General features: G+C 68.1%; 17 protein-coding genes and 2 tRNA genes. 3 read left to right on the plus strand and 16 right to left on the minus strand.

The features are described 5' to 3' along the window. Window positions 1-11: 11 nt before the first annotated feature. From rodA to K4B79_RS17095, 10 genes are all read right to left on the minus strand, one after another. Entirely contained in the window at window positions 12-1,211 is a 1,200-nt protein-coding gene (gene rodA, locus K4B79_RS17050) for a rod shape-determining protein RodA (protein ID WP_232027443.1), read from the minus strand. Then, window positions 1,208-3,454, minus strand: coding sequence for a penicillin-binding protein 2 (gene mrdA / locus K4B79_RS17055; protein ID WP_232027444.1), 2,247 nt, complete (start codon window positions 3,452-3,454; stop codon window positions 1,208-1,210). The genes rodA and mrdA overlap by 4 nt, the downstream gene beginning before the upstream one ends. A 146-nt stretch (window positions 3,455-3,600) precedes the next feature. After that, window positions 3,601-4,278, minus strand: coding sequence for a rod shape-determining protein MreD (mreD, locus tag K4B79_RS17060; RefSeq protein ID WP_232027446.1), 678 nt, complete (start codon window positions 4,276-4,278; stop codon window positions 3,601-3,603). A gap of 12 nt (window positions 4,279-4,290) precedes the next feature. Next, window positions 4,291-5,232 carry a rod shape-determining protein MreC gene (gene mreC / locus K4B79_RS17065; protein WP_232027447.1) on the minus strand — a complete coding sequence of 314 codons (942 nt, stop codon included), beginning with the start codon at window positions 5,230-5,232 and terminating at the stop codon, window positions 4,291-4,293. Between the two features lie 142 nt (window positions 5,233-5,374). After that, on the minus strand, window positions 5,375-6,394 hold the full coding sequence (locus tag K4B79_RS17070; RefSeq protein WP_004931372.1) for a rod shape-determining protein: 1,020 nt from the start codon (window positions 6,392-6,394) through the stop codon (window positions 5,375-5,377). 296 nt (window positions 6,395-6,690) lie between these two features. Further along, window positions 6,691-7,104 carry a nucleoside-diphosphate kinase gene (gene ndk, locus K4B79_RS17075; RefSeq protein ID WP_232027448.1) on the minus strand — a complete coding sequence of 138 codons (414 nt, stop codon included), beginning with the start codon at window positions 7,102-7,104 and terminating at the stop codon, window positions 6,691-6,693. 94 nt (window positions 7,105-7,198) lie between these two features. Continuing rightward, window positions 7,199-7,561, minus strand: a complete 363-nt coding sequence (locus K4B79_RS17080; protein WP_232027449.1) for a DUF4233 domain-containing protein — start codon at window positions 7,559-7,561, stop codon at window positions 7,199-7,201. 10 nt (window positions 7,562-7,571) lie between these two features. Beyond that, window positions 7,572-9,056: a bifunctional tetrahydrofolate synthase/dihydrofolate synthase gene (gene folC, locus K4B79_RS17085; protein WP_232027450.1), complete on the minus strand. Its 1,485-nt coding sequence runs from the start codon at window positions 9,054-9,056 to the stop codon at window positions 7,572-7,574. A gap of 186 nt (window positions 9,057-9,242) precedes the next feature. Next, window positions 9,243-11,867 (minus strand): valine--tRNA ligase, encoded by a 2,625-nt coding sequence (locus K4B79_RS17090; RefSeq protein ID WP_232027451.1) that lies wholly within the window; start codon window positions 11,865-11,867, stop codon window positions 9,243-9,245. Beyond that, window positions 11,864-13,327: an RNA-guided endonuclease InsQ/TnpB family protein gene (locus K4B79_RS17095; protein WP_232027453.1), complete on the minus strand. Its 1,464-nt coding sequence runs from the start codon at window positions 13,325-13,327 to the stop codon at window positions 11,864-11,866. The genes K4B79_RS17090 and K4B79_RS17095 overlap by 4 nt, the downstream gene beginning before the upstream one ends. 182 nt (window positions 13,328-13,509) lie before the next feature. On the opposite strand from K4B79_RS17095, the gene tnpA reads away from it, so the two are divergent. Continuing rightward, window positions 13,510-13,977, plus strand: coding sequence for an IS200/IS605 family transposase (tnpA, locus tag K4B79_RS17100; protein ID WP_269463614.1), 468 nt, complete (start codon window positions 13,510-13,512; stop codon window positions 13,975-13,977). 86 nt (window positions 13,978-14,063) lie between these two features. After that, on the plus strand, window positions 14,064-15,020 hold the full coding sequence (locus tag K4B79_RS17105) for a hypothetical protein (RefSeq protein ID WP_232027457.1): 957 nt from the start codon (window positions 14,064-14,066) through the stop codon (window positions 15,018-15,020). Window positions 15,021-15,113: 93 nt separating this feature from the next. On the opposite strand, the gene clpX is transcribed toward K4B79_RS17105, so the two are convergent. From clpX to K4B79_RS17130, 5 genes are all read right to left on the minus strand, one after another. Continuing rightward, window positions 15,114-16,400: an ATP-dependent Clp protease ATP-binding subunit ClpX gene (gene clpX / locus K4B79_RS17110; RefSeq protein ID WP_232027459.1), complete on the minus strand. Its 1,287-nt coding sequence runs from the start codon at window positions 16,398-16,400 to the stop codon at window positions 15,114-15,116. A gap of 183 nt (window positions 16,401-16,583) precedes the next feature. Beyond that, entirely contained in the window at window positions 16,584-17,264 is a 681-nt protein-coding gene (locus K4B79_RS17115) for an ATP-dependent Clp protease proteolytic subunit (RefSeq protein WP_306501478.1), read from the minus strand. Between the two features lie 50 nt (window positions 17,265-17,314). Next, entirely contained in the window at window positions 17,315-17,920 is a 606-nt protein-coding gene (locus K4B79_RS17120; RefSeq protein WP_232027615.1) for an ATP-dependent Clp protease proteolytic subunit, read from the minus strand. Window positions 17,921-18,200: 280 nt separating this feature from the next. After that, a complete protein-coding gene (tig, locus tag K4B79_RS17125) occupies window positions 18,201-19,583 on the minus strand; it encodes a trigger factor (RefSeq protein ID WP_232027460.1) in 1,383 nt (460 codons plus the stop codon). A gap of 207 nt (window positions 19,584-19,790) precedes the next feature. Then, a tRNA-Pro gene (locus K4B79_RS17130) sits at window positions 19,791-19,867 on the minus strand. A 202-nt stretch (window positions 19,868-20,069) separates the two neighbouring features. Between K4B79_RS17130 and K4B79_RS17135 the strand changes: the two genes are divergently transcribed. Next, window positions 20,070-20,140: transfer RNA gene (locus K4B79_RS17135), tRNA-Gly, on the plus strand. A 52-nt stretch (window positions 20,141-20,192) separates the two neighbouring features. Here K4B79_RS17135 and K4B79_RS17140 read toward each other — a convergent pair. After that, the gene (locus K4B79_RS17140; RefSeq protein ID WP_059191782.1) at window positions 20,193-20,387 is read right to left on the minus strand and encodes a hypothetical protein; all 195 of its coding nucleotides are present in this window, start codon (window positions 20,385-20,387) and stop codon (window positions 20,193-20,195) included. Window positions 20,388-20,798 lie beyond the last annotated feature (411 nt).

Raw genomic sequence — 20,798 nt, forward strand, 5'->3', positions numbered from 1 at the left:
CACACGTGCCGTCAGGCCGACATGGGCCGTTGCACCCGGATGGACTGCAACAGCCCCACCGCCACCCAGACCGCGAACATCGACGAGCCTCCGTAGGACACGAACGGCAGCGGCAGGCCCGTGACCGGCATGATCCCGAGGGTCATACCGATGTTCTCGAAGGCCTGGAAGGCGAACCAGGCCACGATCCCGGCGGCGACGATCGTGCCGTAGAGCTCGGTCGTCTCGCGGGCGATGCGGCAGGCGCGCCACAGGACGACGCCGAGCAGCACGATGATCAGGCCCGCGCCGAGGAAGCCGAGTTCCTCGCCCGCGACGGTGAAGACGAAGTCGGTCTGCTGCTCGGGCACGAACTGGCCCGTCGTCTGCGAGCCGTGGAACAGCCCGGCGCCCGTCAGGCCGCCCGAGCCGATGGCGATACGGGCCTGGTTGGTGTTGTAGCCGACGCCGGCCGGGTCGAGGCTGGGGTTGGCGAAGGCCGCGAAGCGGGCGATCTGGTACTCGTCCAGGATGTGCAGCTGCCATACGGCGATGGCGCCGGCCGCGCCCGCGCCGATCAGCCCGAACACCCACCGGTTGGAGGCGCCGGAGGCGAGCAGCACGCCCAGCACGATGATGACCATCACCATGACCGACCCGAGGTCGGGCATCAGCATCACGACCAGCATCGGTACGGCGGCCAGGCCCAGGGCCTGCATCACGGTGCGGTGGTCCGGGTAGGGCTTGTCGCCCGCGTCCACCCGCGCGGCCAGCAGCATCGCCATGCCCAGGATGATCGTGATCTTCACGAACTCGGAGGGCTGGAGCGAGAAGCCGCCGCCGAGCACGATCCAGGAGTGGGCGCCGTTGACGGTCGAGCCGAGCGGGGTCAGCACCAGCAGGATCAGGAACACCGAGGCGCCGTAGAGGATCGGGACGGCGGTGCGCAGGGTGCGGTGGCCGAGCCAGACCGTGCCGATCATCAGGGCGAGTCCGATGCCGGTGTTCATCAGGTGCCGGATCAGGAAGTAGTACGGGTCGCCCTGGTTGATCTCGGTGCGGTTGCGGGTGGCCGAGAAGACCAGGACCGAGCCGATCAGTGACAGGGCGACGGCCGAGAGCAGTATCGGCCAGTCCAGCCGGCGGGCCACGGAGTCCCGGGCGAACAGCCTGGTCCAGCCCGCCCGTTGCGGCCCGTATCCGGAGACCTGGAAGCTGTTGACGCCGGTCATGCGAGCGTCCTCCGGCTTCCCCGGGTCCGGTGTCGCCGGCGCGCGTTCCGGTTGCCCCCGGCGGCTGTCGGCACCGTGGCGGCCAGTTGCTGGGTGTCCGGCTCCTCCGTGCCCTTCTGGCTGATCCGCTGCTCCTTGGCCGGGTCCTTGGAGACCTTCGGAGACGTGATCGAACCGTCCGGCTTGATCTTCGGCAGGCTCTTCTCCGGGGTGGGAAGCAGCGCGTTCCTGGGGTTGATCGTGCCGTCCTCGGAGACGCCGTACAGCGCGTTGTAGATCTTGCGCACGGCGGGGCCCGAGGCGCCGGAGCCCGTACCGCCCTGGGAGATGGTCATGACGACCGTGTAGTCCTTGGTGTAGGTGGCGAACCAGGAGGTGGTCTGCTTGCCGTAGACCTCGGCCGTACCCGTCTTGGCGTGCATCGGGATCTTGTCCTGCGGCCAGCCGCCGAACCGCCAGGCGGCCGAACCGCGGGTCACGACTCCCGCGAGGGCGTCGTTTATCTCGGCGAGCGTCTGCTTGGAGTCCGGCAGCTTGCCGTGCGACTTGGGCGCGATCGCCTGGACCTGCTTGCCGTCGGCGCTCACGATCGCCTTGCCGACGGTCGGGTCGTAGAGGGTGCCGCCGTTGGCGATGGCCCCGTAGATCGTCGCCATCTGGATCGGCGTGACGAGGGTGTCGCCCTGGCCGATGGAGTAGTTGACGGCGTCACCGGCGCGCATCTTGTTGCCTTCGAGGCAGTTCTCGTACGCGATCTGCTCCGCGTACGAGCCGCCCTTCTTGCCGTACTTGCACCAGGCGTCCTTGTTGGCCTTCCAGTAGTCCTGCTTCCACTGGCGGTCGGGGATGCGGCCGCTGACCTCGTTCGGGAGGTCGATGCCGGTCTCCTTGCCGAGGCCGAACTGGTGGGCGGTCTTGTAGAACCAGTCCTCGGCGTTCTTCTTCGGGGTGGTGCCGCCGTCCCGCTGCCATTCCTGGTGGGCCAGGCGGTAGAAGACGGTGTCGCAGGAGACCTCCAGGGCGCGGCCGAGGTTGATCGGGCCGTACCCCTTGGACTCGAAGTTCTTGAAGACCTGGCCGCCGATGGAGTACGAGCTGGAGCACTCGTAGTTGCCGTCGAAGGGGTAGCCGGCGTTGACCGCGGCCGTGGAGGAGACGACCTTGAAGATCGAGCCGGGGGCGGCCTGGCCCTGGATCGCGCGGTTGAGCAGCGGGTAGTTGGAGTTCTTGCCGGTGAGCCTGGCGTAGTCCTTGGCGGAGATGCCGCCGACCCAGGCGTTCGGGTCGTAGGTCGGGTTCGAGGCCATGGCGACGACCCGGCCGGTCTTGGCCTCCATCACCACGACCGCGCCGGAGTCGGCCTTGTAGTTCTCGCCGGTGTTCTTGTCGAAGGTCTTGCGGGCTTCCTTCATCGCGTCGTTCAGCTCGTACTCGGCGACGCGCTGGACGCGGGCGTCGATGCTGGTGACGAGGTTGGAGCCGGGCTGCGCGGGGTCGGCCTGGGCCTCGCCGATGACGCGGCCGAGGTTGTCGACCTCGTAGCGGGTGACACCGGCCTTGCCGCGCAGTTCCTTGTCGTACTCGCGCTCCAGGCCGGAGCGGCCGACCTGGTCGGAGCGCAGGTAGGGCGAGTCGGTGTCCTGGGCCTTGGTGATCTCCTCGTCGGTGACGGGCGAGAGATAGCCGAGGACCTGGGCGGTGTTGGCCTTGGCGGGGGCTGCGTAGCGGCGGACGGCCTCGGGCTCGGCGGTGATGCCGGGGAACTCCTCGGCGCGCTCGCGGATCTGCAGGGCCTGCTTGGCGGTGGCCTCGTCGGTGATGGGGATGGGCTGGTACGGCGAGCCGTTCCAGCAGGGCTGGGGGGTCTTGGAGTCGCACAGCCGGACCTTCTCCATGACCTCCTTGGGCGTCATGCCCAGGACGCCGGCCAGCTTGGCGAGGACGGCCTTGCCGTCGTCCTTCATCTTCAGCAGGTCGGTGCGGGAGGCGGAGACCACCAGACGGGTCTCGTTGTCCGCCAGGGGTACTCCGCGGGCGTCCAGGATCGAGCCGCGGACGGCGGGCTCGACGACCTGCTGGACGTGGTTGCCGGAGGCCTTCTTGGCGTACTCGTCGCCCTCGCGGATCTGGAGGTACCACAGGCGCCCGCCCAGGGTGCCGAGGAGGGAGAGGACGAGAACCTGGATGACGATGAGCCGGATCTGGACCCGTGGGGTCCTACCGGTCTCGGGGATGTTGGTCACTGCGGCTGCCTCCCCCTCTCAGTGCGTCGACGTGTACGAGGCGCCGGTGTACGTGTCGGTCGTGTGTGCGCGTACGCATGATGAACGGCGGACCTGTGAGCGCGCGTTCCGACGCCACGCCCTCGTTCGGGTGAACTCCAGCGTGTTCACAGCCGCTTGACCCCCTTGATGCGGCCGACGCGCGCGGTGCGGGTGCGGGCCTTGGTCTTCAGGCCGCCGAGTCCACCGCGCTGGCCGCCGATCCTCAGGCCCGTGCCGGAGGAGAGCCAGCCGGAGGAGATGTCGGTGGCCTTGGCGGCCGTGTTGGTCTCGGCGAGCGGGTCGTTCTCCGCGCGCCGGGCCAGGGCCATGATCCCGGGGACGACGAACGGGGCGAGCAGCAGGTCGTACAGGGCGGCCGTGAACAGCAGGCTGGGCAGGCCGACATGGCGGGCGGCGGTGTCGCCGACGAGGGCGCCGACCCCGGCGTACAGCAGGGTGGAGCCGATGGCGGCGGCGACCACGACGAGCATGGGGCCGGTGGCGGACTTCAGCCGGCCGTTCTCCGGTTTGGCCAGTCCGGCGAGGTAGCCGATCACGCAGAGCACCAGGGCGTAGCGGCCGGCGGCGTGGTCGGCGGGTGGGGCGAGGTCGGCGAGGAGACCCGCGCCGAAGCCGACGAGGGCGCCGCCGACATGGCCGTAGACCAGGGCGAGGCCGAGGACGGTGAGAAGCAGCAGGTCGGGGACGGCGCCCGGCAGGTGCAGGCGGGCGAGGACGCTCACCTGGAGGACCAGGGCGACGACGACCAGGGAGGTGGAGAGCAGGATCCGGTTGACGCGCATGGCTTACAGCTCCTACTGCTCTTCTTGGATCTGACCGTCGACCGGGGCGGACGGCGTGACGGTCACCGTCACGGTCGGCCTCGGGGTCGGCTGCGGCTTGGCGGGAAGCACCGTGTCGCGCGGGTCCTTCTTCGGGGCCTGGACGACCACGCCGACGATGTCGAGCTTGGTGAAGCTGACGTACGGCGTGACGTAGAGGGTGCGGGTGAGGCCGCCGCCGGAGGGGTCGACGCGGGAGACCACGCCGACGGGCACGCCGGGGACGAAGGGCTTGTCGGCCTGGGAGCCGAAGGTGACCAGACGGTCGCCCTTCTTGATCTCGGCCTTGCCGTTGAGGAGTTCGACGCGCAGCGGGCGGTCGCCCTGTCCGGAGGCGAAGCCGAGTTCGTCGCTGGCCTCCATGCGGGTGCCGACGGTGAAGTCGGGGTCGTTGGCGAGGAGCACGGTGGCGGTGTCCGGGCCGACGGTCGTGACCCGGCCGACGAGCCCGTCGCCGTTGAGGACGGTCATGTCGCGCCGGATGCCGTCGTTGGCGCCGACGTCGACGGTGATGGTCCAGGAGAAGCCCTGGGCCGCTCCTATGGCGATGACCTGGGCGCCCTTGATGCCGTACTGGCCCTGGCCGGCGATCTTCAGCATCTTGTCGAGCTGGGCGAGGCGGCTGCGGTTGCGGTCGTCGCTGCCGAGCTTCGCCTTGAGGGCCGCGTTCTCCTTCTCCATCTCGGCGAGACGGTCGTGGCGTTCGCCGGAGTCACGGATGGCGGAGACGGCGTTGCCGACCGGGTCGACCGCGGTCGACACGCCGTCCTCGATCGGGCCGAAGACGGCGGCCGCGGCCTGGCGGGCACCGTCGACCGGTGAGTCCTCCCCGCCACGGATGTCCACCGTGATCAGCGCGAACGCGACGGCGACCAGCAGCACCAGGAGCAGCCGGCTCTCTCGTGTGTCCCTCACGTGCGGCGGCCGTGCCCTTCCTCATAGGAATTCGTGTGCAGTGTTCAGGTTTCGTGGTGTGTGGGGGCGAGCTTATGCCTCTATATCAACGATCCGCCGCACGAGAGGAGATCATCTCGTACGGCGGAATCGCGATGCCACGTCATCTGCGCGGCTGGGCGTCCAGTACCTGCTGGAGGGCCTCGAACTCCTCGACGCACTTGCCGGAGCCGAGCGCCACGCTGTCCAGGGGGTCCTCGGCGATGTGGATCGGCATGCCGGTCTCCCGGCGCAGCCGCTCGTCGAGACCGCGGAGCAGGGCGCCGCCGCCCGTCAGGACGATGCCGCGGTCCATGATGTCGCCGGACAGCTCCGGCGGGCACTTGTCGAGGGTCGTCTTGACCGCGTCGACGATGGCGTTGACGGGTTCCTCGATCGCCTTGCGGACTTCGGCGGCCGAGATGACGACGGTCTTGGGCAGCCCGGAGACGAGGTCCCGGCCGCGGATTTCGGTGTGTTCGTCAGCGTCGAGGTCGTACGCCGAACCGATCGTGATCTTGATCTGCTCGGCCGTCCGCTCACCCAGCAGAAGGGAGTACTCCTTCTTGATGTGCTGGATGATCGCGTTGTCCAGCTCGTCGCCCGCGACCCGGATGGACTGGGCGGTGACGATGCCGCCGAGGGAGATGACCGCGACCTCCGTGGTGCCGCCGCCGATGTCCACCACCATGTTGCCCGTGGCCTCGTGGACCGGCAGGCCGGAGCCGATGGCCGCGGCCATGGGCTCCTCGATGATGTGCACCTGACGGGCGCCGGCCTGGGACGACGCCTCGATGACGGCGCGGCGCTCGACGCCCGTGATGCCCGAGGGCACGCAGACGACGACCCGCGGACGAGCCAGATACCGCCGCTTGTGGATCTTCAGGATGAAGTAGCGGAGCATCCGCTCGGTGATCTCGAAGTCGGCGATGACGCCGTCCTTCAGCGGACGTACGGCAACGATGTTGCCGGGCGTGCGCCCGATCATCTTCTTGGCTTCGGCGCCGACCGCGAGGATGCCACCGGTGTTGGTGTTGATCGCGACGACGGACGGCTCGTTGAGTACGATCCCGCGACCCCTGACGTACACCAGCGTGTTGGCGGTCCCGAGGTCGACAGCCATGTCACGGCCGATGAACGACATTGAGTTCCCCATCAGGATTCGACTGGCCTTCCCGGGAGCTTTTGAGGGCATTTCAGGTCGGCGAAGTGGGTGCGGTGACGTGAAGGCTTCCATCGTAGACGCGCCTGCCCGAACACCGCGCGAGGGTCTTCGCCATTGTCAGCAGATGAAGCACCGCCTCGCTTGTGGAGACGGTCCATCGGGGGCACTCGTTCCCCCGATCGCCACGCATATGCCGAAGGACGGCCGAAAGTGCGCGGCCGTCCCAGGTCAGACGGGAGAGCGAGCTGACGCTCCCTCAGAAAAAGCCACGAAACCTACGCACGTCCGGGGAAGAAGATCTTCACCTCGCGCTCGGCGGACTCCTCGGAGTCGGACGCGTGGATCAGGTTCTCGCGGACGATGACGCCGAAGTCGCCCCGGATGGACCCGGGCGCGGCGGCGATCGGGTCGGTCGGGCCGGCGAGCTGCCGCACCCCTTCGATGACCCGCTCGCCCTCCACGATCAGCGCGACGACCGGACCGGAGGCCATGAACTCCACCAGCGGCTCGTAGAAGGGCTTGCCCTTGTGCTCGCCGTAGTGCTGCTCCAGGGTGTCCTGGTCCAGCGTGCGCAGCTCCAGCGCGGTGATCTGCCAGTCGGCCTTGCGCTCGATACGGCTGATGATCTCGCCGGTCAGGCCACGACGGACGGCGTCGGGCTTGAGCAGGACGAGGGTGCGCTGGGTCACGAAGGGCTCCTTCGGATCAAGGGCTGTGCGGGTGAAAGGCTGTGCGGGATTCTCACGACAGACCCTGAGGTTACAGGGCGTGTCGACGCACTTGTCACACAGCGTCAGGTGTAGAGGAGGCGGAGCCGGCCTGGGCGGCGAATCTCGCCTTCGCCTCGTCGATCTTCCGGCCGTAGTGCACCGACGCCCACCACAGCGCCGCGAAGAGCACCCCCATCAGGAACATCGTGGGGACGACGAAGCCGGAGGCGATCAGCGCGACCTGGAGCGCCCAGCCCATGGCGATGCCGCCCGGCCGGGTCACCAGCCCGCACAGCACCAGGCACAGGAACATCGCGATGCCGCTGACCGTCCACACCGTCGACATGGGCAGGTCGGGATCCTTCATCGCGACCAGTCCGGCGAAGCCGATGACGAAGAACTCGCCGATCAGCGTCGAAGCACAGAGCGTACGCATGTATCGGTCCTCAGCCCTTCCCCAGCAGCAGCCGGGCTTCGCCGACGGTGATGACGGAGCCGGTGACGAGCACACCGCCGCCGGTGAACTCGCCCTCCTCCTCGGCGAGCGTGATCGCCTCCTCCAGGGCGTCCGGCAGCCGCGGCTCGACCTGCACCCGCTCCTCGCCGAACACCTCGACGGCGATCGCGGCGAGCTCGTCGGCGTCCATGGCCCGGTGGCTGGAGTTCTGCGTGATCACGACCTCGGCGAAGATCGGCTCGAAGGCCTCAAGGACCCCCCGCACGTTCTTGTCGGCGCTCGCGCCCACCACACCGATCAGCCGGCTGAAGTCGAAGGCCTCCCCGACCGCCTCGGCGGTGGCCCGGGCGCCCGCCGGGTTGTGCGCCGCGTCCAGGACGACGGTCGGGGACCGCCGTACGACCTCCAGACGGCCCGGGGAGGTGACGGCCGCGAAGGCCTTGCGGACCGTGTCGATGTCGAGCGGCTCGGGCCGCTGGGAACCGACGCCGAAGAACGCCTCCACGGCGGCGAGGGCGACCGCGGCGTTGTGCGCCTGGTAGGGGCCGTGCAGCGGGAGGTACACCTCCCCGTACTCCCCGCCGAGCCCGCGCAGCGTGAGCAGCTGTCCGCCGACGGCGACCGTCCGCGCGACCACCCCGAACTCCAGCCCCTCACGGGCCACCGTGGCGTCGACCTCGACGGCCTTCTTCAGCAGCACCTGGGCCGCGTCCACCGGCTGCTGCGCCAGGATGACCGTCGCGTCCTGCTTGACGATGCCGGCCTTCTCGGTGGCGATCTCGGCGAACGTCTCGCCCAGCCGGTCGGTGTGGTCCAGGTCGATGGGGGTGACCACGGCGACATCCCCGTCGATCACATTGGTGGCGTCCCAGGAGCCGCCCATCCCCACCTCCACGACGGCCACGTCGACCGGCGCGTCCGCGAAGGCGGCGTACGCCATGCCCGTCAGCACCTCGAAGAACGACAGCCGGTACTCCTGCTGCGCGTCGACCATCTCGATGTACGGCTTGACGTCCTGGTACGTCTCGATGAAGCGCTCGGCGGAGATCGGCGCCCCGTCCAGGCTGATCCGCTCGGTGATCGACTGCACGTGCGGGGAGGTGTAGCGGCCCGTCCGCAGCTCGAAGGCGCCCAACAGGGCCTCGATCATGCGGGCGGTGGAGGTCTTGCCGTTGGTGCCCGTGATGTGGATCGAGGGGTACGACCGCTGCGGCTCGCCCAGCACGTCCATCAGCGCGGCGATGCGGCTGACCGAGGGCTCCAGCTTGGTCTCGCCCCAGCGGGTGGCGAGCTCCGCCTCGACCCCGCGCAGGGCCCTGTCGATCTCGGGGTCCTCGGGGCGGCCGGGCACGTCCGGCTCCGGCGGGCCGCCCTGGGTGCGCAGGGTGCGGCTGCCGGCCTCGATGACCGCGAGATCGGGGTCGCGGTCGGTCTCGTTCGCGATGATCTCGTCGAAGGGGTCGCTGTCACTCACGGGGTCAGTCTACGGAGGGGGACTGACAGGGTGCCTATGGAGTGGGGTGGCTGGGCTTCGCGGGCGGCTGCGGGTGTGTGGGGGCTGGTCGCGCCCACGCGGCGGAGCCGCAAATCGACACAGCCCCGCGCCCCTGGGTGTGCCGCAGGACCCGGGGTCCAGAAGACCCCGGAGCCCCGCGAGCCCTCACGCCTCAGGCAGCCTGTCCAGCTGGGCCTGGATCCTCGCGATGTCCTCGTCCGCCTTCGCCAGGCGGCCTCGGATCTTCTCCACCACGTTGTCCGGGGCCTTCGCCAGGAACGCCTCGTTGCCGAGCTTGGCGTTCGCCTGGGCCTTCTCCTTCTCCGCTGCCGCGAGGTCCTTCGCGAGGCGCTTGCGCTCGGCCGCCACGTCGATCGTGCCGGAGAGGTCGAGGGCGACCTCGGCGCCGGCGACCGGGAGGGTCGCGGTGGCCGTGAAGTCCTCGCCCTCCGGCTGGAGGCGCAGGAGCTGGCGGATGGCGGCCTCGTGGGGGGCCAGGGCGGTGCCGTCGAGGGTCAGACGGGCCGGGACCTTCTGGCCGTCCTTGAGGCCCTGGTCCTTGCGGAACCGGCGGACCTCGGTGACGACCCGCTGGACCAGCTCGATCTCGAGTTCGGCGTCCTGGTCGCGGAAGCCGCTGTCGGCCGGCCACTCGCCGACGACCAGGGACTCGCCGCCGGTCAGAGTGGTCCACAGGGCGTCCGTCACGAACGGGATGACCGGGTGCAGCAGCCGCAGCGTCACGTCGAGGACCTCGCCGAGGACCCGCCCTGAGACCTTGGCCTGCTCGCCGCCCGCGAAGAACGTCGTCTTCGACAGCTCGACGTACCAGTCGAAGACCTCGTCCCACGCGAAGTGGTAGAGCGCGTCGGCGAGCTTGGCGAACTGGTAGTCGTCGTAGTAGGCGTCGACCTGGGCGACCGTGGTGTTGAGCCGGGAGAGGATCCAGCGGTCCGTCGCCGACATCTCGGAGGCGTCCGGCAGCGGGCCCTCGACCGTGGCGCCGTTCATCAGGGCGAAGCGGGTCGCGTTCCAGATCTTGTTGGTGAAGTTCCGGGAGGCCTTGACCCAGTCCTCGCCGATCGGCACGTCCGCGCCCGGGTTGGCGCCGTTGGCGAGGGTGAAGCGGACGGCGTCGGAGCCGTAGGCGTCCATCCAGACCAGCGGGTCCACCGCGTTGGGGTTCGACTTCGACATCTTCTTGCCGAACTCGTCGCGGACCAGACCGGTCAGCGCGATGGTGTGGAAGGGGGCCTGGCCGTCCATGGCGTAGAGGCCGAACATCATCATCCGGGCGACCCAGAAGAAGATGATGTCGTGGCCGGTGAGCAGGACGTCTGTCGGATAGAACTTCCGCAGGTCCTCGGTCTGTTCGGGCCAGCCGAGCGTGGAGAACGGCCACAGGCCGGAGGAGAACCAGGTGTCCAGGACGTCGGAGTCCTGGGTCCAGCCCTCACCGGTGGGCGGCTCGTCGTCGGGACCGACACAGACGACCTCGCCGTCGGGGCCGTACCAGATCGGGATGCGGTGGCCCCACCACAGCTGGCGCGAGATGCACCAGTCGTGCATGTTGTCGACCCAGTCGAAGTACCGCTTCGACATGTCCTCGGGGTGGATCTTGACGCGGCCGTCGCGGACCGCGTCACCGGCGGCCTTGGCGAGCGGGCCGACCTTGACCCACCACTGGAGGGACAGACGCGGCTCGACCGTGGTCTTGCAGCGCGAGCAGTGGCCCACGGAGTGCATGTAGGGGCGCTTCTCGGCGACGATGCGGCCCTGCTCCTTGAGGGCGCCGACGACGGCCGAGCGGGCCTCGAAGCGGTCCTGGCCGAGGAAGGGGCCGTGGACGGTGATGACGCCGTGCTCGTCCATGATCGTCAGGGACGGCAGGTCGTGGCGGCGGCCGATCTCAAAGTCGTTCGGGTCGTGCGCCGGGGTCACCTTGACCGCGCCGGTGCCGAACTCCGGGTCGACGTGGGTGTCCGCGACGACCGGGATGGTGCGGTCGGTGAGCGGCAGCTTGATCTGCTTGCCGATGAGGTGCTGGTAGCGCTCGTCGTCGGGGTGGACGGCGACGGCCGTGTCACCGAGCATCGTCTCCGCGCGCGTGGTCGCGACGACGAGGCTGTCCTCGCCCTCGCCGTAGCGGATGGAGACCAGCTCGCCCGCGTCCTCCTGGTACTCCACCTCGATGTCCGAGATGGCCGTCAGACAGCGCGGACACCAGTTGATGATGCGCTCGGCGCGGTAGATCAGCTCGTCGTCGTACAGCTTCTTGAAGATGGTGAGGACGGCCTTGGACAGACCCTCGTCCATGGTGAACCGCTCACGGCTCCAGTCGACGCCGTCGCCCAGGCGCCGCATCTGGCCGAGGATCCTGCCGCCGTACTCCTCCTTCCACTGCCAGACGCGCTCGACGAACTCCTCGCGGCCCAGGTCGTGGCGGGACTTGCCCTCCTCGGCGAGCTGCTGCTCGACCTTGTTCTGGGTGGCGATGCCGGCGTGGTCCATGCCCGGCAGCCACAGTGCCTCGTAGCCCTGCATGCGCTTGCGGCGGGTCAGGGCGTCCATGAGCGTGTGCTGGAAGGCGTGCCCGAGGTGGAGGCTGCCCGTGACGTTCGGCGGCGGGATGACGATGGTGTACGGCGGCTTGTCGCTCTTGGCGTCGGCCTCGAAGTAACCCCGCTCCACCCAGCGCTCGTACAGCGGCCCCTCTACGTCGGCCGGCGCGTACTGGGTCGGCAGTTCGGTGTGGGGCGCTGTGGGCTGCTGCTGAGCGTTCTCGGTCACGGGCCCAGTTTAGGGGTGTCACGCGGCAGTCCCGAAACGCCTTTGTTCTTTGACATCCTCCCAGCAATGACCTGCCAGGATTCCTTGTAGCCCTCGGTATCCGACGAAGGCTGGGCCGCCGCGGACGAGGGGTTCAGGGGTTCACGCGTGCGCCCCGTACACGGACGGGGCATAGCAGGCCGGGCTTGGCCTGTCGATGCGTGCTGTGCACCGCAATGTCCTGCGGCAGAGGCCGTGCGAACCTGGTCGGGGAAGGCGCGACTGAGGATGAGGACCGAGGCGTTGTGGTCCGCGTCGTCGGTGTGCCCACACCCTGTGCAGGCGAAAGCGTCCCGGTTGATCCGCGATGCGGGGTCCCAGAGGTTGCAGGCACCACACGTCTGGGATGTCCTGGCCGGTGGCACCAGGACGAGCTCGGATCCGTAGGCCGGGCATTTGTAAGCCAGCTGTCGTCGTCGCTCACCCGGAGTATTGTCGCGGACCGCCCTGTTCAGACCGGCTTTCTGAGAGACATGTGCGCCGGGCTCGGACTGCGTACCCCTCGCGCTGCGCGTCATCTGCTTCACGCGAAGATCTTCAATGGCGACCAGGCCGTGGCTCTTGGCCAGGTCGGTGGTGAGCTTGTGCGTAAAGTCCGATCGGCGACGGGCTTGCCGCGCCTGCCGCTCCGCGATGGCACGGAGTGTGCGCTGTAGCCGGTTGCTGTACTTGCCCCCTCGATGCCTCTTGGCTTCCCGGATCTGCCTTTCTCTGCGTCGTTCCAGCCCTGCCAGCCTCCGCTGCTCGCCTTTGGTCAGCGTCTGAGGCATGAGCCGAGGCTCTGTCTCATCCGAGAGGTACGCCGCCTGCTTCACGCCGAAGTCGACTCCCACCGCCGGTTGCCCGTTCGGCGGCGCGGCGGTCCTGCTCGTATGGACGCCGAAACTGACGTACCAACGTCCAGTCGCATCCCTTCGGATCACCGCATTCTTGATACGGCCGCCAAGGGGACGCGTCAGCCTGAACTTGACCTCTCCAAGCTTGGGGATGCGCACGCAGGCCCACGTGCGGTTCAGCTTGGTCACGCGGACGGCCTGCCCGGGGAAAGGGATCGTCAAGCGCGAGGTGCGCTTCTTGAAGCGAGGGAACGCTGCTGGATGCTCCGGGTTCCAGAAGTTCTGGTAGGCCTGGTCTAGATGCCTGAGCACCTGCTGGGGCACCTGGGAGGGGAGGTCAGCGATCCATTCGAGGTCATGGCGAGCCTGAGTCAGGTAGCCACACTGTTCATCAGCGCGCAGGTTCTTACGCCGTTGCGTGTAGACGTAGAGCCGTTGTTCCAGAGCTACGTTCCATACGGCGCGGCAGGTGTGGCCCCAGTTGCCGAGCCGTTCGGCTTGTTGTGGCGTGGGATGAAGACAGTACTTGCGACCGGCATCAGCTGGGTCCTTGACCTGCCTGCCCGTCCTCTTGACCTTCGCCACCGCCATCCGCTCCCCATCGTCAGGACCCAACTGGCCTCTTGGCCGTGAAATCCATGACAGGCGATCGACTCACACCCGCAGAGGCCGCCGAGCGGCTCGGTATATCCCGAGAGGCCGTGTACGTCCTCAACTCCAGGAAGAGAAACGGGTTTCCGCAGCCCCTCTACGTTGGCCGAACTCCGATGTGGACGCCGGAACAGTTGGACACCTGGCGAGCAACGCACCCCTCGAAGGGTCCCGCAAGGAACGAGCGCCCCGGAGCCCTGGAGCGAAGGGCGCCCGTTGAGTGGCATAACCTCCGCACGCACTTGGCCTTCGCGACGCGACAACGCCATCCGATCCTTACAGCCGACCTGCAGTCCCTCACCGAGGATGCGATGCACACAGCCGCGCAGGAACTCGACGCGGAGATCGAACAGTTCGCGGGCCAGGCCGATCTCATCCAGATCACCGTGAGGTACCCGGCCCGCGTATCCGTCGCGAACCTGGCCAAGCGGCTCAGAGGAGCCGCAAGCCGAGCGCTACGGCAGTCACACGGCATCCGGGGAAATATCTGGTCGAATCCGTACTATGCGACGTCCATCAACGCGCACCAGCCAGCCGGGCTCAGTCGGTACGTCCAACATCTGGAACAGCCCGTCAACAACTAGGCATCAATACACCCCGGGTACCTCGCCCCCTTGTCCCTTCCGTCAAGATGTCCGGAACACATAAGCAACTGGAGGGGAACCCAGTAATGAGCTACAACCAGCCGGGCCCGTACGGCGGGCAGCCCCAGCAGCCCGGACCGTACGGTCAGCAGCCGGGTCCCTACGGCCAGCCGCCGCAGGCTCCGCCCGGCCAGCCCGGCTACGGCTACCCTCAGCAGGCTCCGCCGGCCCAGCCGGGTTACGGCTACCCGCAGCAGCCCGGCCAGGGCGTACCGCCCCAGCCCAACGCCTACGGCCAGCAGCCGCCCTACGGCCAGGCTCCCTACGGGGTCCCGCAGCCGCCGGCGCCCGGCGGGGGCAAGAAGAAGACGGGGATCATCATCGGCGCGGTCGCGGTCGTCGCCGCGATCGCGGTCGGCGCGTACTTCGTCATCGGCGGCGGCTCGGGCGGCTCGGACATCGCCGACGACGGTCCGCACACCCTGACGACTCCGGCGACGGTCCTCAGCGGCGAGTACAAGAAGGGCGAGGACTCCAGCAGCGGCGGGTTCTCCAAGGACGACATCAAGGACGCCGAGAAGCACGGCGTGAAGAACGCCAAGGACGTCAGCGCCGGCTACCAGTCCGGCGACGAGGCCAACCCGTTCGCCATGAAGATGCTCAACTTCATGGGCGTCTACGGCGACATCGAGGACCCCGAGGCGGTCGTCGACGGGATGTTCGCCGAGATGAAGAAGAACGCCGCCGAGGACAACGAGGGCGAGGTCGTGGGCAGCCCGACGGCCTACACGCCGAGCGCTCTCAAGGACGCGGTCCTCAAGTGCCAGGAGATGAAGGTCAAGAACGACAACGCGGGGTCGACCGGGTCGTCGTCCGGCCCGAGCGAGATCCGGATGCCCGTGTGCATCTGGGGCGACCACAGCACGCTCGGCGTCACCATGAACCTCGACCTGGCCAGCGCGATGACCGGCAAGTCGATGGACCTCAGTGCCGCCGCCGAGATCACGGCCAAGTTCCGCAACGAGGTCCGCAAGCCCGCCTGATGACGCGGGCCTCGCCCAGGCCATGACGAAGGGGCCCCGGTCGGTCGACCGGGGCCCCTTCGCTTGTCCGTTTCGCTCGTCCGCGTACGGCGGTTACGCCGTCTTCTGCTCCCCGGAGCCGCGCCCCCGCGAATCCCTCGGGATCAGCGTCGGGTTGACGTTGGAGAGGACCACGTCGGCGGTGATGACGACGCGGGCGACGTCCTTGCGGGAGGGGACCTCGTACATGACGCCCTGGAGGACCTCTTCCATGATGGCGCGCAGGCCGCGTGCGCCGGTCTGGCGGAGGATGGCCTGGTCGGCGATGGCTTCGAGGGCCTCGCGCTCGAAGTCCAGCTCCACGCCGTCGAGTTCGAAGAGACGCTCGTACTGCTTGACGAGCGCGTTGCGGGGCTCCACCAGGATCTGGAGGAGTGCCTCGCGGTCCAGGTTGTGGACCGAGGTGATGACCGGGAGGCGGCCGATGAACTCGGGGATCATGCCGAACTTGACGAGATCCTCGGGCATGACGTCCTCGAACTGGTCCTTGGCCTCCAGTTCGCGCTTGGAGCGGATCGTCGCGCCGAAGCCGATGCCCTTGGCGCCGGCCCGGGACTCGATGAGCTTCTCCAGGCCCGCGAAGGCACCGCCCACGATGAACAGGACGTTCGTCGTGTCGATCTGGATGAACTCCTGGTGCGGGTGTTTGCGGCCGCCCTGGGGCGGAACGGAGGCGGTGGTGCCCTCCAGGATCTTCAGCAGGGCCTGCTGCACACCCTCGCCCGAGACATCGCGGGTGATCGAGGGGTTTTCACTCTTCCGCGCGACCTTGTCGATCTCGTCGATGTAGATGATGCCCGTCTCGGCCTTCTTGACGTCGTAGTCCGCCGCCTGAATGAGCTTCAACAGGATGTTCTCGACGTCCTCGCCGACGTAACCCGCCTCGGTGAGCGCCGTCGCGTCCGCGATCGCGAACGGGACGTTCAGCATGCGCGCGAGGGTCTGGGCCAGCAGGGTCTTGCCGGAGCCCGTGGGGCCGAGCAGGAGGATGTTGGACTTCGCCAACTCGATGGCGTCGTCGCGGCCCTGGGCGCCGCCGTTCTCGCCGGCCTGGACGCGCTTGTAGTGGTTGTAGACCGCCACGGAGAGCGCCTTCTTGGCCTGCTCCTGGCCCACCACGTAGCCCTCGAGGAACTCGTAGATCTCGCGGGGCTTGGGGAGTTCCTCCCAGCGCACCTCGCTGGTCTCGGCCAGCTCCTCCTCGATGATCTCGTTGCAGAGGTCGATGCACTCGTCGCAGATGTAGACACCGGGCCCTGCGATGAGCTTCTTGACCTGCTTCTGGCTCTTGCCGCAGAACGAGCACTTGAGCAGATCGCCGCCGTCACCGATGCGTGCCACGGTGTGCTTCCCCTTCGCCTGGGAGACGCCTAGGTCCAGCGGCTCCTGGTGCTGCCTTATGTCCGACGGTACCTTGCCGAGCCCCCCGTTCGGGCCCCCCTTGGCACGGTTCACTTTGACGTGCACGGTGTCGTGCGCGGCGGTGAACCGTGCCGAGGAGCGGCAGACGATACAGCGTCGCCGTCAGCGCACGCTCGCGTTGTTCATCTTCCGGGTGGAGATGATCTGGTCGATCAGGCCGTACGCCAGGGCGTCATCGGCCGTGAGGATCTTGTCGCGCTCGATGTCCTCGCGGATCTTCTCGATCGGCGTGGTGGAGTGCTTGGCCAGCAGGTCTTCCAGCTGGGCGCGCATCCGCAGGATCTCGTTCGCGGCGATTTCCAGGTCGGAGACCTGACCGCGGCCGGTCTCGCTGTAGGGCTGGTGGATCAGCACCCGGGCGTTCGGCAGCGCCATGCGCTTGCCGGGCGTACCGGCGGCCAGCAGGATGGCGGCGGCCGAGGCGGCCTGGCCCATGCAGACCGTCTGGACGTCCGGCTTCACGAACTGCATCGTGTCGTAGATCGCGGTGAGCGCCGTGAAGGAGCCGCCGGGGCTGTTGATGTAGACCGAGATGTCCCGGTCGGGGTCCATCGACTCCAGGCACAGCAGCTGGGCCATGACGTCGTTGGCGGAGGCGTCGTCGATCTGCACGCCGAGGAAGATCACGCGCTCTTCGAAGAGCTTGGCGTACGGGTCGTACTCGCGGATGCCCTGCGAGGTGCGCTCGACGAAGCGGGGGATGACGTACCGGGACTCGGCGACCGGCACCGTGCTCTCGGCGCGTGTGCGGTCGTACAGGCCGCTGCCGGGGAAGTCGTTCACTGTCTCTCTCCTAGGGGCTGAGGCGGTCGGCTGGGGGCGCTGCGGGGGTCTCAGGCCCCGGTGCCGCCGCCGCCCGGCATACCGGCGGCCGTGGCGATGACCTCGTCGATGAGGCCGTACTCCTTGGCTTCGTGGGCGTCGAACCAGCGGTCGCGGTCCGAGTCGCGGGTGATCTGCTCCATCGTCTGGCCCGTGTGCTGGGACGTGAGCTCGGCCATGCGCTTCTTCGTGTGCAGCAGCCGCTCGGCGTGGATCTTGATGTCCGAGGCCGAGCCGGCCAGGCCGGCGGAGGGCTGGTGGATCAGGATCTCGGCGTTCGGGAGCGCGAAGCGCTTGCCGGGGGTGCCCGCGCTGAGCAGGAACTGGCCCATGGAGGCGGCGAGGCCCATGGCGATGGTCACCACGTCGTTCTTGATGTACTGCATGGTGTCGTAGATCGCCATGCCGGCCGTGATCGAGCCGCCGGGGCTGTTGATGTACAGGAAGATGTCCTTGTCCGGGTCGGCGGCAAGGAGCAGCAGCTGTGCGGTGATCTTGTTCGCGATGTCGTCGTCGACCGGCTGGCCGAGGAAGATGATCCGCTCGTTGAGCAGCCGGTTGTAGACCTGGTCGCCGAGGCCACCACCGATGGAAGGCTCGCCGGCGGCTGTAGGCATCAGATTCGTCACGTATCCACCTGCTCGTCTTACGACGGCGCCGGGGCCGTCTTCACGTTTCCCTGCGGGGCTGGAGCCGTTGCGGGACTCCTCGCCCTCCTAGTCATGGACCCTAACGCGCTGGTCCCTTCGGAGAATCCCGGATACGGGGCTGTTCGCCGGGGGCGTAGAGCCACCGGCGGCCCACCTGCTGGTGGCTCTACACCCCCGGGTAGGACAACGGGCCCTGGGGTCGATGTCCCCAGAGCCCGTCCCGCGTCCTTCAGAGGCGCCGTGGGTGTCAGCCCTCGGTCTTCTCCTCGGCCGGGGTCTCCTCGGCGGCGGCCTCGGTCGTCCCGGTCTCGTCGTCTTCCTCGTCGTCGAGGTCGATGACCTCGCCGTTGGTGTCCTTGACGGTGGCCTTCTCGACCACGGCGGCGAGCGCCTTGCCGCGGGCGACCTCGCCGACCAGCATCGGGACCTGGCCGCCCTCGACGACCGCCTGGGCGAACTGGTCGGGGGACATGCCGGAGGAGGCCGCGCGCCGCATGAGGTGCTCGGTGAGCTCCTCCTGGTTGACGTTGAGCTTCTCCTGCTTGACGAGCTCGTCCAGGACGAACTGCGTCTTGATGCCCTTGACCGCGGCTTCCTTGGTCTCGGAGTCGAACTCCTCGACCGTCTTGCCCTGGATCTCGAGGTACTTCTCCAGGTCCAGGCCCATCTGGCCGAGCTGGTGGTGCTCCAGGTTGTGCTTGCGGGTGTTGATCTCGTCCTCGAGGAGCTTCTCGGGGACGGGCACCTCGACGAGCTCCAGCAGCTTCTCCAGGACGCGCTCCTGGGCCTGCGTGGCCTGGTCGTACTGCTTCATGTTCTCGAGGCGCTTGCGGCTGTCGGCCTTCAGCTCCTCGAGGGTGTCGAACTCGGAGGCGAGCTGCGCGAAGTCGTCGTCCAGCTCGGGCAGTTCGCGCGCGGCGACCTGGGTGACCTTGACGGTGACCTCGGCCTCCTTGCCGGCCGCCGAGCCGCCCTTGAGCTCGGAGGTGAAGGTGGTCTCGCCACCGGCCTCCAGGCCCTTCACGGCGTCGTCGATGCCGTCGAGGAGCTCACCGGAACCGATGGTGTAGGAGACGCCGCTCGCGACACCGTCCTCCAGGACCTCGCCGTCGACCTTGGCCTCCAGGTCGATGGTGACGACGTCGCCGTCCTCGGCGGCCCGCTCGACCGGGGAGGTCGACGCGAAACGCTCGCGCAGCTCGGTGACGGCCTTGTCGACGTCCTCCTCGCTGACCTCGACCGCGTCGACCTCGACCTCGATGCCGGAGTAGTCCGGGATCTCCAGGGCGGGACGGACGTCGACCTCGGCGGTGAAGTTCAGCGTCTCGCCGTCCTTCAGCTCGGTGATGTCGACCTCGGGCTGGCCCAGGACGTTGAGCTCGGCCTCGTTGACCGCTTCGGTGTAGAACTTCGGAAGCGCGTCGTTGACCGCCTCCTCCAGGACCGCCCCGCGGCCGAACCGCTGGTCGATGACGCGGGCCGGGATCTTGCCCTTGCGGAAGCCCTTCACCGTGACCTGCTGGTTGATCTTCTTGTACGCCGCGTCGAGGCTGTCCTTGAGCTCCTCGAAGGGCACCTCGACAGTGAGCCGAACCCGAGTCGGGTTCAGGGTCTCCACGGCGCTCTTCACGGTTCGGTCTCCTTGTGGCTGACTTCTTGGTTTCTGCCGGCGCCAGACTGGCCCGGCGGATGTGCGCCGCCCGGAGGGCTTCAGTGGATGAGGCACACGGGCGTGCAGCTTGCATAGTAACGGCAGCGGCGACACGCCCCAAAGGCGATCACAGGACGCGATCACGTGAGGTGACCGGGCCGGTGGCCGGTGACGGCCGGACGAAGGTGGTCGGGGTGGCGGGATTTGAACCCACGGCCTTCCGCTCCCAAAGCGGACGCGCTACCAAGCTGCGCCACACCCCGTGCTGGTGCGACACGTAGGGTACATGCCCGCAGGCGGCCCGGCCTCCGCATTGGACGAGCCCGGAGACGGGCACGGAGGCGAGCCGGAGCCGGGTACGGACGCGGGCGCCGGAGACAAGGCGGGAAGGGGTGTGCGGCGAGGCGGGGCGACCCGCTACGATGCTTTCAGTGCCGCGGTCGCCCGACCTGCGGCGCGCGTTGTGCGGGCGTAGCTCAATGGTAGAGCCCTAGTCTTCCAAACTAGCTACGCGGGTTCGATTCCCGTCGCCCGCTCTGACAAGGCCTCCGGCCCGAACCGCACCGGTTCGGGCCGGAGGCCTTTTGTCTAGAACTGGATCGAGTTGATGGTCTCGGCTATCGAGTTCAGGAACCGTTGGATGTCGTCGGCCATGCCGGTGGAGGCGAGGAAGAAGCCGAAGAGCACGGCGACGACGGCGGGTCCGGCCTTGAGGGAGCCTCCCCTGATCAACACCACCATGATGATCGCCAACAGCAGCACCACTGACAGCGAAATGGCCACAACTGATCACACCCTACGGTCGGTCCGCTCTCCCGGCCCGGAGGTGCAGCTCCGCACACCCCCGCCAGGACCATCGTGCCACCAACGAGGCCCGCATATGCGGCGCGTGACCCAACGTTGGCCATGCCCCCGCCGGATCCGCACGCGCCCCCGCGCACGGCGCGGCACCGCGGCCGCTCCCGCACAGAAATTCGACACGGCACCCACACAGGGAATTCAGGGCGATCATTTCAGCGCCCACACAATGCGTTCGCAGCTAATGCGAATTGCCACCACACGACGCACATGGGGTCACAACAACAGACCAAATGCCCCGTTTAGTCCATATGAATCCCGACAATCAGGACATCGATGGTGTGCCAATCGGCGCTTTTATGTGTGTCGACCATCACGCGCCCGACAACGTCAACT

This window comes from Streptomyces lincolnensis (assembly GCF_021173675.1).
GTDB classification, from domain to species: Bacteria; Actinomycetota; Actinomycetes; order Streptomycetales; family Streptomycetaceae; genus Streptomyces; species Streptomyces lincolnensis_B.